Below are 12,161 nucleotides of genomic sequence, written 5' to 3'. Positions count from 1 at the left end.
AGAGGGGCCAGCCTGCCTGAGCCTAGCGCCCGGTCAGATCGCGTTTGCCTTTCTTTATGCTGCGATACAGCTTGCCCCGGGCGCGGTCACGTTCCCGGGCCTCGTGAAGGGTGCGGCTGTTGCGGGCATCCTCGCGCTCCAGCTTGCGCCAGCGTTCCAGCCGCGCGGGCTCGATCTCGCCGCGACTGATGGCGGCCTGAACCGCACATCCGGGTTCTGTGTCGTGGTGACAATCGGAAAACCGGCACTCCGCGGCGAGATCGTTCAGATCGGAAAACACCGCGTCGATCCCGTCGGCCGCATCGGCGAGACGCAGGGCGCGCATGCCCGGCGTGTCGATCAGCCAGCCACCGTGAATCGTCCGGTCGAGACCCCGGGCCGTGGTGGTGTGGCGGCCCTTTGCGTCATCCTCGCGGATACCCCGGGTTGCGGCGGCCCCACCGGTCAGCGCGTTGGCAAGCGTGGATTTCCCCACCCCGGAAGAGCCGAGAAGCGCCAGCGTCTGCCCGTTTCGGCACCACGGCGCAAGGGCTTCGGTATCGCCGGCATCGGTTGCATTGAGCGTGATGGCGGTCACCAGCGGAGACAGGCGTTCCGCCCGGGTGCGATAGCTGCCCGGATCGTCGCAGAGATCGGCCTTCGTCAGGATCACCAGCGGCAAGGCCCCGGCGGACGCGGCCAGCGCCAGATAGCGTTCCAGCCGGGCCGGATTGAAATCGGCGTTGCAGGAGGTGACGATGCCGAGCGTGTCCACGTTGGAGGCGATCAGCTGCCTGTCCGATCCGGTGCCCGCGGCGCGGCGGGCGAGTTCCGTAACCGGATCGAGCCGCCGCATCACACGTGCAGTGGCGGCATCGAACAGCACCCAATCACCTGTGGCGTAGGCCCCGCTTGGCGTATTGGCGGCGGGGATCAGCGTCAGGGGTCCGTCGGGTGCAAGCGCGCCAAGACGGTCCCGTGCCACCGTGGCGATGCGGGCAAGGTTGCAGGTTTCCGCTTCCTCAGGCGTCAGTTGCGCAAGAAGGCGGGCCGACCATCCAAGGTCGGAGAGAGAATATTGGGTCAATGGTTTGAAGTCCCGAAAACACGTCAGAAGGGGCGGACGCCGGTGAAGGGGTCTGCTCAGATGCGTGCCGGGCTGGGGCGCCGTCTGTTCAGGCGGCGCGGGCCCGGAGGGGGGATGCAATCTCCATGATGCCTCCTGTCCGGTTTTCGTCTCGGCCTGTATGGGCCGCGCTGTGGTGAGAGGCTGGACTGCGACCCAAGCGGGTCTCGTTATGGCTGCTTCCTTCCGGACCTGACCAGGTTGGCGAGGTGCTTGCCCGCGCCAACCTCTCGGTCGGAGAGATAGGGATTTTTCGCGCAGGCTGCAACCCATTGTGCGATTGTCGCGTTCCAGTGTTAGGATCGTGCAATCTGGAAGAGGGAGGAGGCCCATGCGTCTGAGAGGTGTCCGCCGCAGCAGGAATGTCGTCGACCGCCGGGGGCGCCGGGGCGGCACGACCGCCGGGATCGGCGGGCTTGGCCTGATCGTGGTGCTGGCGATCGGCTATTTCGCGGGCATCGATGTCACCCCGTTCCTGCAGGGCGCAGGTGGTCCGCAACAGCAGGAGGAGCGACCGCTGACCGCCGATGAGCAACAGGCCGGTGCTTTTGCCGCGCAGGTTCTGGCCACGACCGAGGATGTGTGGGGCGACATCTTCGTGCAGGAATTCGGCCGGCCCTATGACGCGCCGCAACTGGTGCTGTTTTCCGAAGTGACGCAAAGCGGCTGCGGCGGCGCGTCGGGCGCCTCCGGACCGTTCTACTGCCCCGCCGATCAGCGCGCCTATCTGGACACGGCCTTTTTCGCGTATATGGCGGACCGTCTGGGCGCCGAAGGCGATTTCGCGGCGGCTTACGTGATCGCCCATGAGGTCGCCCATCATGTGCAGCAGGAACTGGGCATTCTGAGACGCGCCAATCAGGCGCGCGCGTCGATGAGCCGGGCCGACAGCAACCGCGTCTCGGTGATGATCGAATTGCAGGCCGATTGCCTGTCGGGCGTCTGGGCCGCCCATGTTCAGGACCTGCTGGAACCCGGCGATCTGGAGGAGGCGCTGACCACGGCGGAGCGGATCGGCGACGATTACCTGCAGGCCCGCGCGGGGCGCCAGCCGAACCCGCACAGCTTCACCCATGGCACCTCTGCCCAACGGGCGAGCTGGTTCCGTCGCGGGTTTGAAAGTGCCGATCCCAACCAGTGCGACACCTTCGCGGCCGAGCGGCTTTAGCCCGCCGCCTTCCGGATTGCGGCCCAGAGGCCGGGCTTCCGGGCGAACCCATGGCAAACCGCCGGAATGATGGCCGCCTCCCGTCTCCTCCCGAACCGATGCCGGGGGGCACCCGGTTGCCTAGTTCGGGGCGCGTTCGGCCCAGCCCGCGAAGATGCGTTCCAGAAACACCACGATATAGAACAGGAAGATCCCAAGCGCCGCGAGCGCGAACAGCACCGCGAACATCAGCGGATAGTCGGCGCTGATCCGGCCGCTGTCGAACAGGTCGCCCAGCCCGCGGCCATGGGGGGAGACGATTTCCATCAGATTGGTGCCGATGAAGGCCAAGGTCACCGCCACCTTCAGCGCACCGAAGAACTCGGGCAGCGTTTTCGGCAGGGCGATCTTCCAGAAGATCGTGAAATTCGACGCCCCGAGCGAGCGCAGGATGTCGCGATACTCGGGCTCAAGCGTGGACAGCCCGATGGAGACCGAAACCGCGATCGGAAAGAAGGAGATCATGAAGGCGATCAGGATCGTGTTGAAATCGTGCTGACCCACGAACATCAGCGCGACAATCGGCACCACAGTGGCTTTGGGGATCGCGTTGAAGCCCACGAGGAGCGGGTAGAGACCTTCGCGCGCGACGCGCGAAAAGCCCATGATCATGCCCAGAAGAGTGCCGAAGACGACGGCAAGTCCAAGGCCCACCACCGTGCGCCAGAGTGTTTCCCAGGACTTGATCAGGAACAGGTCCCAATAGCGCACGAAGGCCGGGATCAGGTCCGACGGTGAGGCCATGCGGAAATTCGGCAACTGGTAGAACCAGACCAGAAACTCCCAGATCGCAAGCACCGCGACAATCGTGATGACCGGCGCCGCGATCTTGCGAAGCGTTGCGGTGCTCATGCGCCGGCTCCGATCTCGGCCTTGGTCGGATGGCCGTCGAGCGGGGCGTCGATGCTGGTGGCGCGGCCCTGGGCGACCTGAATCTGGTGACGTAAAATCGCAAGCATTTCAACGGCTTTCGGGGTGTATAGGTCGTCAAGCGTGCGCTTGCCGGAGATGTCTACATCCATGGTGTATTGCGCGTGCGCGGGGCGGCCGGACATCACCACAACCTGGTCGGCGAGAAACACGCTTTCGCGCAGATCATGGGTGATGAGCAGGCAGGTAAAAGGTTCGGTCTCGCGCAGATCATGCATGGTCTGCCACAGATCCTCCCGCGTGAACGCATCGAGCGCGCCGAAAGGTTCATCAAGGATCAGCACTTCGGGATTGTGTACCAGAGACCGGCAGAGGGAGGCGCGCTGGCGCATGCCGCCGGAAAGCTCGGAGGGGCGCTTTTCCTCGAAGCCTTCCAGTCCGACCAGCTTCAGCAACCCCATCGCGCGGTCCACCTGTTCGGATTTGCTCATCCCGGTGGAGACGATCTCCAGCGGGAGCATCACGTTCTGCAGGATCGTGCGCCATTCCAGCAGAACCGGGTTCTGGAACGCCATGCCGACCGTGGGGCGGGGTGAGGTAACCCTCTGACCGGAAAGCCAGACTTCGCCCTCATCGGGGCGCATCAGGCCCGAAACGAGCCGCGTGAGCGTCGATTTTCCGCAGCCGGACGGGCCGACCACGGCGGTGAAACTGTTCTTTTCCATGCGGATCGACAGCTTGTCGAGAACGGGCAGGGGGCCCGCATCCGTGCGGTAGGCGTGGGTCACGTCACGCAGTTCGATCTGGAAGGAAGAGGTCATGAAGCGCCCTGATCAGGGCGCGGGCCCGCCGGAACCGGCCCGCGCAAGGTATATCAATTGTATATCAATCCGACCCTATTCGGGCGCGATCATCCGCAGCTCGGCATCGGGCAGATAGGCATCGGTGAAATAGAGTGCGGCGTCGGGCTCGCTGGTGAACTCATAGGTCAGCCGAAGCTGTTCGATGGCCCGGTCCATCCGGTCGGCATCGATCTGCCCCATGCCGTTTTCGCGAACATAGTCTGTGAGCACATTGGCTTCGATGGCAAGTTCCAGCCGGCGCCCCTCCAGGTCCTGATCGCCGGCGGGGTTGCGCTCGATCACCGCGGCGGCGGCGGCCAGCGGATCGGCGATGGCGTCCGACCAGCCGCGCGCGACCGCGGTGAGGAAGCCGGTCACGATCTCGGGGTTTTCGGCGGCGAAATCCGTGTTGACGATGATCGCGTTGCCGTAGAGTTCGACCCCGTGATCGGCGAAGAGGATGGTGGTGATATCCTCCTCGGGGATGCCGAGGCGTGCGAGGCTGAGATAGGAGGAGAAGTTGAACCCGGTCACCGCGTCCACATTGCCTTCGGCCAGCATCGGCTCGCGGGTCGGGAAGCCGACCGGTTCGATCGTGATGGTGGACACGTCGATGTCGTTCACCTCGGCCAGGATCGGGAACTGTGCCCATGCGCCGTCGGGCGGCGGTGCGCCCAGAACCGAGCCTTCCAGGTCCTCGATGCCGGAAATGCCCTGACTGACCCGGCCGACGATGGAGAAGGGCGGGTTGTCATAGACCATCATGACGGCGGTCACTGGCGCGCCGGGGTTCTGATCGAGAAAGCGCACGAGGCTGTTGATATCGGCAAAGCCGAGCGGGAAGGCCCCGGAGGCGACCTTGGGGATCGCATCGAGCGAACCCTGGCCCGCGGTGATTTCGACGCTTAGCCCCTCGGCTTCGAAATGGCCGTTGTCGATGGCGAGAAAATAGGGCGCGGACGGCCCCTCGAAGCGCCAGTCGAGCGCGAAGGCGATATCGGTATCGGCGGCCAGCGGGCTGGCGGCAAGCAGACCGGCGGCAAATGTCGGCAGAATTCGGGTGAACACGGGCGCTTTCTCCTCTGTTGGGCAGCGTTTTTGTGACCTGTTACCTCAGGCAGGAGGCCCCCAGGGTCAATTGGTGCACGCTCTGCCGGATATGCTGACCCGACATTTGCCCAAAAAACAAGCATTGCGATGGATATTGCAGCGATACTGTGCCGGAGACGCAGGCGTCAGAGGGTGATCCCGAACCGGGCAAATCCGTTCCCGGACCGGCCCAGATAGTCCAGCCCGTGTTCGGCGACGCGATCCGGATAGTTGAGGGCGCCCGGGCCGATTTCGGCGATGGCGCGAATGCCGCCGGCGGGCGCGAACCGCCATGTCTGGTTGGTGATCGCGCGAAGCTTCTCGTAATGCCTGAAGTATCCGATCAGGATATCGCGGACGGGCATGCGCCGTTTCAGGACCGGCTCGGCGGCCGCAGGGGAGGCGAAATGCCCGCCGCCTGCCGCCCGGTAGCTGTTGGTGACCACCAGAAACTCCTGATCGGGCTGCACGGGCTGGCCGTTATAGCGCAGGTCGCGGATGCGCCCGGGCGATGGAAACCGGTCTTCGCCATCGGCGCTGTAGCAGGGCGGGGCGGTCACATCGATTGCATAGGTCAGCCCGTCGATCACATCGAAGTTATAGGCCGCAAAGGCGTGGTCGATCAGCAACTGCTCGTCCCGGCCCGGCACAAGCTGGTGAAACGCGCAGGCGGCTCGTTCAAGCCAGTCGGTCAGTTGCGCGCCATTGGCCCGCAGGATGACGACCGTGTTGGGGTAGATGTAGAGATCGGAGGCGTTCTTGATAGCCAGAGGGCCCGCGGGGACATCGGTGTAGTTCTGCGGCCCGCCCCGCCCGCCGGCCTTGAACGGCGCGGCGGCGGACAGAAGCGGCAGATGCCCCAGTTCATGGCCCCGCATCATCCGCTCGGCATAGTCGCGCTGGGCGTCGGCGACCACCTGCACGGAGGCGGAGTTTCCAACAAGGGCGAAATAGCTTTCCAGCGGGACGAGGGTTTCGCCGACCCGCTGGCGGATATAGCCAAGCGTCGCGATATGGTCCTGCGCGGTGACGTTCATGACGTCGGAATTGCTGAGGACCGGGGGCGCCGGGATTGCGCGGCCCTCCCCGCCCGAACAGGGCTCGGACGCGATGACGGGGACGAGGTGGCTTTGATTGGCGCTCACGCGCCAGCGGTCCTTGCCGACCTCCGACAGGGTAAGGTCGATCACGCCCAGATGGGAGCCTTCATGCCCCGGCTGCACGACCGGCGTGCCGTGGATCGTGCCGATGTCGGGATCGATCCAGTCGGGTCGCGCGGGGCAGGGCCCGGGAAACAGTTCATGGGTGTGCCCGGCGACAAGCGCATCGACGCCGTGGAGCGCGGCCAGCGGCACGGCGGCATTTTCCATGTCGGGATATTCATGGGCGGGGCCGACGCCGGAATGACAGAGCACGATGACCAGATCGGCCCCGGCATCGCGCATCGCGCGGATCTCGCGGCGGGCCGCGTCGAGAATATCCTCCGCCTCAAGCTGGCCATCCAGCAGGCTGCGATCCCATTTCAGGGTCTGGGGTGGCGCCAGACCGATCAACCCGATCCTGAGCCGTCTGAGCCGCCCGGTCGTGTCGTGCATGTCACGGTCGAGGATCACCCAGGGCGGCAGCAGCGGGGTGCCGTCCGCCCGCCTGATATTGGCCAGAACCGCGGGGAAGGCGGCGCCCGAAAGCGTCGATTGCAGAAAATCCAGCCCGTAGTTGAAATCATGGTTGCCGAGCGTCATCGCGTCGTAGCCAAGCACGTTCATGGCCGCGACCATCGGGTGCGGGCGGCCATCGGACGTGCGCACCTGTGCGGCGAAATCGCCGAGCGGGGTGCCCTGCAACGTGTCGCCGTTGTCGACCAGAATGCAGTTGTTGGAGGCGGCGCGCAGCTGCGCGATGATGCGGCCCAGACGGGCAAGCCCGCCGGTGTTCTGGGGCCGGTCGGTGTAGTAGTTGTACGGGTGGAGATTTGCGTGAAGATCGGAGGTCGCCAGGATACGCAAACTCAGACTACACAGTACTTCCGCTTCCGAACTCGCATCGGCTGGCATCAATTGGTCCCTTCCCGAACTGGGCGATGATGTTTACTCAACGGCACTGCGCGATTATAGCCTGATCCTGTTACGCAGTCAGCAATACATGCGTGCAACGCGCCGGGTTCGGTTCGCTTGCATACGTTTGCGACATTCCTGCCATACCGAATGGCAGGTGACGTTAAGTCAGGTAGGGCAGATACGACATGATGCGAGCAGAAACCGTCACCTTCGGAGGCTCGGGCCTCGATCGCGCGGCCCATTTGCGGGGGGATGAGGCGGCGTTGGCGGCGGGTCCGGAGGCCGGCGCGGAGTGTATCCTGCCGCTTTGGCGGGGCAAGCCGCTGATGCAGGGCGAGGGTGGCGCGGCGCGGCTGATCTGGCTGCGGAGCGATCATCCGGTTCTGGCGCAGGCGGCGCGTGTGCGGGTGTTTCTGGGGCTGGATGAGGGGCGGATGCGCCATGCCGCCGATATCTCGGCCTGGGTGCCCGCGGATGTGGACGAGGCGCAGATCGGCGCGTTTCTGGACCCGACGGTGCAGGCCCATCCGGCGGCGCCCGCGGGGGCGGTGTTCCGCGAGCTGCGCGGCGCGATGACCTGGCTGACGCCGCGCGATGCGGAACTGGCGGCAACGGCCAAGGCGGTGCTGGACTGGCACCGGACGCATCGGTTCTGTTCGCGATGCGGTGCGGAAAGCGCGCCCGTTGAGGGGGGCTGGCAACGGGAATGCGGGGCCTGCGGCGGGCGCCATTTTCCACGCACCGACCCGGTGGTGATCATGCTGGTCACCCATGGCAATGACGTGCTTCTGGGCCGCTCCCCCGGCTGGCCGGAGGGGATGTATTCGCTTCTGGCCGGGTTCGTGGAGCCGGGCGAGACGCTGGAGGCGGCGGTGCGCCGCGAGGTCTATGAAGAGACGCAGGTGCGGATCGGCGCGGTCGGCTATCTGGCGAGCCAGCCATGGCCTTATCCGGCCTCGCTGATGTTCGGCTGCCGGGCGGAGGCCACCAGCCGCGAGATTACCGTCGACCCGGTGGAGATCGAGGATGCGGTCTGGCTGAGCCGGGAGGAGGTGACGGATGTTTTCGCCGGGCGCCATGATCGGGTTCTGCCGGCCCGCAAAGGTGCAATTGCGCATTTTCTTCTGGAAAACTGGCTTGCGGACCGGCTGGATTGAGCGGAGATTGCCGCGCGCAATGCCGGCTGCAACAAGGATGAGAGCAGAATGAAGTTCAAGGTCGCCGAAGATGTGGACGCGCCTGTCGGGTTTGTCTTTGAACGGATGATGGATTTCAGCCAGTTCGAGGCCGATATCCGCGGCCGCGGCGCCGATCTGCGCCGGGTGGACAACTGGACCCGGGCCGAAAAGGGCGTGCGCTGGCGCGGGTCGGTTCAGGTGCGCGGCAAGATGCGCGGGATCGAAGCCGAGCTGGACGAGGTGATCCGCGACGAGATGGTGGCGATCCAGATCACGGTGGGCGGCATGGAGGCCCGATACCAGATGACATTCATCGCGCTGTCGGCGCAGGTGACCCGGGTGGCGGCCGAACTGGATCTGAAGCCGCGCACGCTGACCGCACGGCTGATCATCCAGACGATGAAACTGGCGCGCGGGCGGGTGTTGCAGCGGATGACCGGAACGCTGGCGCGGCAGGGCAACCAGATCGAGGCGGACTGGCGGCGCGGAGCGCAGGGCTAGCGCGCGGCCCGTCAGCCCTGCGGCGTCATCGCCTTGCGCTGGCGGGCGCGTTCCATACCCAGCTGGCGTTCGCGCCAGATGATCAGGATGCCCGCAAGCACGATGATGGCCGCGCCGCCCATCATCGGCCATGTCGGCACCTCGTCGAAGATGAGATACCCGACGCCGAGCGCCAGCAGCATGGACGTATATTCGAACGGCGCGATCAGGGACGCGTCGGCATTGCGATAGCTGGAGGTGAGCAGGATCTGCCCCAGCCCGCCGAAGAGACCGGCGAGAACCAGCTTCGTGATCTCTGCCGGGCCGGGCGTGACCCAGCCCCAGGGCAGGGTGAGCAGGGACAGGGTGCTGGCGGTTACCGAGAACCAGAAGACGATGGCGGCGGTGCCCTCCGTCCGGACCAGTTTGCGGACGAAAACCTGCGCCAGCGCGGCGCAGATCGCGCCCATCAGCACCACGACCGCGCCGAGCGTCTCCCGTGTATCGGCGCTGCCGACGCCGACCTGAAGGCGCGGCGACAGCACGATGAGGACCCCGACCAGCCCGAGGGCCACGATGCTGAGCCGGAAGGCGCGAACCTCTTCGCCCAGAAACATCGCGGCGAAGATCACCACGAGAAGCGGCGCGGCATAGCCGATGGCGGTCACCTCGGGCAGGGGCAGAAGGCCCAGACCGGCAAAACCCAGACCCATCGCCATGGTGCCGATCAGCCCGCGCCAGACATGCCCCATGGGGTTCTGCGTTTTCAGGCCGGTCCGCAATTCGTGCCGCCAGAGCAGCCAGACCACGATGACCGGCAGGGCGCAGATCGATCGGAAGAAGACGGCCTGCCCGGGCGGTACAGTGTCGGACACCGATTTGATCAGGCTGGCCATCGCCATGAAGATGCAGACAGATGCGATTTTGAGGGCAATGCCGCGCAGCGGGTTCATCGGGTCGGGCTTTCGGTGACCGGGCCCGGGTCGGGGCGGCCTTGGCACCTGATTAACGCCTGAGTGAGGGTGCGGGCAAGGGGCCAGTCAGTTCAGCGGCAGCAGGTCTGCGGTTTGCAGCAGGTGGATCGCGAAATCCTGCCGGAAGCTTTCCAGCTCGGCATAGCTGTCGGCGCGGGTGTAGAGCGAAAAGACCACCGGTTCGGCGTCGGGGCGCAGGACGAAACCGGTGTACCAGCCTTCGAACGGGCCGCTCATGTCGCCCCGGATGACCGGGCCCGAACCGGTCTTGCCGTGCAGCGTGGCGGGCCCGAACGTGCCCGCGCGGCTGACCGAGATCAGGGCATCGGACGTGGCGACCGAGAGGCCAAGGGTGCCGGCGAAGAAACGTTCGAGGAAGGCGACCTGTTCGGAGACGGAGATTTGCAGCGTGTCGCCCAGCCAGAAATCATCGGAGCCATCGGGAACGCTTGCATTGCCATAGCCCCATTCGCCAAGCCGCTGACGGTACCGCCCGGTGCCCACCTCGCCCGCGATATCGCGGAAGACCCAGACCGCGGAGCGCTGAAAGGCGGTGCCGAGGGTTTGATCCTGACGCCAGGCGGGGGGCCAGAAGCCGCGCGCGGGGCGGCGCGCCCGATCCCAGATATAGGGTGTCTCAAGCGATGCGGCGGCGCCGGTTTCCAGCGCGATCAGCAGATTCGGGATCTTGAAGGTGGACCAGGGCGGGTGGCGGAGAGACAGATCGCTGCCTTCGAGGACATAATCGGTGTCTGTTTCCAGATCGCGGGCGAGAAAGGACACCTCCCGCGTCCCGATTTCGGAGGCCAGCGGCGCGCGGGCGATATCCATCCGCGATTGCGCGGCGATTGGCGATGCGACGCCGCACAGGCAGGCCACGGCAAAAGCGGTGCGCATAATCTGCTTGAGCAACGCAAACATCGCGCCTCTTCGATCTTGACGGCCATGGCCGGAATGGGGAGTGCCGAACGTTGGCCCAAGATCAAAAGCATCTGGTGATCGAGGTCAAGCGCGGAGCGGTCCGGCGCGGGCCGAAGGGGGCTGCAGGCCCCGCCATGGGTATACAAGAACTTCACACCCCCGGAAAATGGACGTGCGCAGATTTAGAATTGAGAAAGAAATATAGAGGAAATCTTGTTTCCCTTATGATATATAGAGTGGAGAATTCAGAATAAAAATCGGTGGAGTGTATATCTCCAATTTAAAAATCGAATTGAAGGAGGCCGACCGGAGTACTCCGGCCGGCCGCTTCGAGAGAAGTGTATCAGCCCTGATATTCGGGCTGTGCCTCAAGCGCCTCCTGGGTCGAGTCGATGTAGACGCGGAAGCTGTCGCCGGCTTCGTTGCGCAGGATGCTCAACTCTTCGAAGGTCACGGCGATCGGCTTTTCGCCAAGGCCGAGGAAGCCGCCCACGTCGATCACCACACGGTCGATCTGGCCGTCTTCGGAAAGCAGCAATTCGCTGATCTCGCCGATATCCTCGTCATTGGTCCCGTAGACGCGCGCACCGGTAAGGTTTTCGCTGGTCAGGTCGACCGGCTCGGGCGCCATGTAGCCTTCGCGCTCGACCGTGGGGGCGACGAGCATCGGGCGGTCTTCGGCCATGGCCATGTCGGTGGACGTCGTCTCCGCGTCGGCCTGGGCTTCGGTTTCGGTCGTCATCATTCCGGCGTCACCACGGGTGAACTCGGGCGCGGATTCCAGCATTTCCTGGCTTGCGTTTATGACAAGGAAGAATTCCCCGGTGCCGCCATCCTCTTCGACGCGGTTGATCTGCGACATGTCGACAGCCACATCCTTTTCGCCGATGCCGAGGAAGCCGCCAACGCCGACGATCACAGCGGCAACGTCACCGCCATCGGTCAGGATGACGTCGTTGATCTCGCCGATATCGTTCCAGTCGCGCTCGCCATCGGCGGCGACGGTCATGCCGGCCTGCATCTCGGCTTCGGTCGCATAGACGCGCATGCCGATCATCTCGGATGCGTAGAAATCCGATCCCTGGGAAAACTCGTACTCGATAATCGAGGTGGAATGCGCATCCGCGAAGGCGCCGGTGCCCAGCAGGATGGCGATTGCGGTGGTGCTCACAAAACGTTTCATCGTGGTCTCCTATGGTCGTCGGGCGCAACAGGCGCCTTATGATCCAAGAACATCCCTCAGGCCGGAATGGTTCCCGAAAGAGACCCTGAATCGAACAGAATTTCGCAGTGAATAAACATGCGGTCGGCGGGGAAATGCGGGGTTACCCGGAAGACGGGTCGGAGTAGCTGTGTACTAAGACATAGTCATTCCGGGCAGGGCGAAGCTTTGCCTATTGGGGTTTCCTGAAAAACGCCGGTATTGGGGCCCTTGGGG

11 protein-coding genes and 1 other RNA gene are annotated in these 12,161 nt (G+C 64.7%); 3 read left to right on the top strand and 9 right to left on the bottom strand.

Annotated elements, in window-relative coordinates; all coding sequences use genetic code 11:
- Window positions 1-22 precede the first annotated feature (22 nt).
- Together rsgA and ffs are read right to left on the bottom strand one after the other, a co-directional pair.
- Entirely contained in the window at window positions 23-1,066 is a 1,044-nt protein-coding gene (rsgA, locus tag ACQ651_RS13680) for a ribosome small subunit-dependent GTPase A (RefSeq protein WP_430449550.1), read from the bottom strand.
- A 174-nt stretch (window positions 1,067-1,240) separates the two neighbouring features.
- Window positions 1,241-1,337, bottom strand: an RNA gene (gene ffs / locus ACQ651_RS13675) — signal recognition particle sRNA small type.
- Between the two features lie 99 nt (window positions 1,338-1,436).
- Between ffs and ypfJ the strand changes: the two genes are divergently transcribed.
- Complete coding sequence (ypfJ, locus tag ACQ651_RS13670) at window positions 1,437-2,273, top strand: KPN_02809 family neutral zinc metallopeptidase (protein ID WP_430449549.1); 837 nt, start codon at window positions 1,437-1,439, stop codon at window positions 2,271-2,273.
- Window positions 2,274-2,393: 120 nt separating this feature from the next.
- On the opposite strand, the gene ACQ651_RS13665 is transcribed toward ypfJ, so the two are convergent.
- From ACQ651_RS13665 to ACQ651_RS13650, 4 genes are all read right to left on the bottom strand, one after another.
- On the bottom strand, window positions 2,394-3,164 hold the full coding sequence (locus ACQ651_RS13665) for an ABC transporter permease (protein WP_227286842.1): 771 nt from the start codon (window positions 3,162-3,164) through the stop codon (window positions 2,394-2,396).
- Entirely contained in the window at window positions 3,161-4,003 is an 843-nt protein-coding gene (locus ACQ651_RS13660; protein ID WP_430449548.1) for an ABC transporter ATP-binding protein, read from the bottom strand. Before ACQ651_RS13660 ends, ACQ651_RS13665 begins: the two co-directional genes overlap by 4 nt.
- A gap of 75 nt (window positions 4,004-4,078) precedes the next feature.
- Window positions 4,079-5,080, bottom strand: a complete 1,002-nt coding sequence (locus ACQ651_RS13655; RefSeq protein ID WP_430450330.1) for an ABC transporter substrate-binding protein — start codon at window positions 5,078-5,080, stop codon at window positions 4,079-4,081.
- A gap of 179 nt (window positions 5,081-5,259) precedes the next feature.
- Window positions 5,260-7,167, bottom strand: a complete 1,908-nt coding sequence (locus tag ACQ651_RS13650) for a bifunctional 2',3'-cyclic-nucleotide 2'-phosphodiesterase/3'-nucleotidase (RefSeq protein ID WP_430449547.1) — start codon at window positions 7,165-7,167, stop codon at window positions 5,260-5,262.
- A gap of 188 nt (window positions 7,168-7,355) precedes the next feature.
- On the opposite strand from ACQ651_RS13650, the gene nudC reads away from it, so the two are divergent.
- On the top strand, window positions 7,356-8,327 hold the full coding sequence (nudC, locus tag ACQ651_RS13645; protein WP_430449546.1) for an NAD(+) diphosphatase: 972 nt from the start codon (window positions 7,356-7,358) through the stop codon (window positions 8,325-8,327).
- A gap of 48 nt (window positions 8,328-8,375) precedes the next feature.
- Window positions 8,376-8,849, top strand: a complete 474-nt coding sequence (locus ACQ651_RS13640; protein WP_430449545.1) for a hypothetical protein — start codon at window positions 8,376-8,378, stop codon at window positions 8,847-8,849.
- 11 nt (window positions 8,850-8,860) lie between these two features.
- On the opposite strand, the gene ACQ651_RS13635 is transcribed toward ACQ651_RS13640, so the two are convergent.
- From ACQ651_RS13635 to ACQ651_RS13625, 3 genes are all read right to left on the bottom strand, one after another.
- Complete coding sequence (locus tag ACQ651_RS13635) at window positions 8,861-9,781, bottom strand: DMT family transporter (RefSeq protein ID WP_227286836.1); 921 nt, start codon at window positions 9,779-9,781, stop codon at window positions 8,861-8,863.
- A gap of 87 nt (window positions 9,782-9,868) precedes the next feature.
- Window positions 9,869-10,723 carry a penicillin-binding transpeptidase domain-containing protein gene (locus ACQ651_RS13630; protein WP_375551499.1) on the bottom strand — a complete coding sequence of 285 codons (855 nt, stop codon included), beginning with the start codon at window positions 10,721-10,723 and terminating at the stop codon, window positions 9,869-9,871.
- Window positions 10,724-11,066: 343 nt separating this feature from the next.
- Window positions 11,067-11,906 carry a PRC-barrel domain-containing protein gene (locus ACQ651_RS13625; protein ID WP_430449544.1) on the bottom strand — a complete coding sequence of 280 codons (840 nt, stop codon included), beginning with the start codon at window positions 11,904-11,906 and terminating at the stop codon, window positions 11,067-11,069.
- Window positions 11,907-12,161 lie beyond the last annotated feature (255 nt).

The sequence above is a fragment of the Rhodophyticola sp. genome, assembly GCF_965284195.1.
In the GTDB taxonomy this organism is placed as follows: Bacteria; Pseudomonadota; Alphaproteobacteria; order Rhodobacterales; family Rhodobacteraceae; genus Rhodophyticola.
Note: the sequence above shows the minus strand (reverse complement) of the source record. Positions and strands in the feature narration are given on the sequence as shown.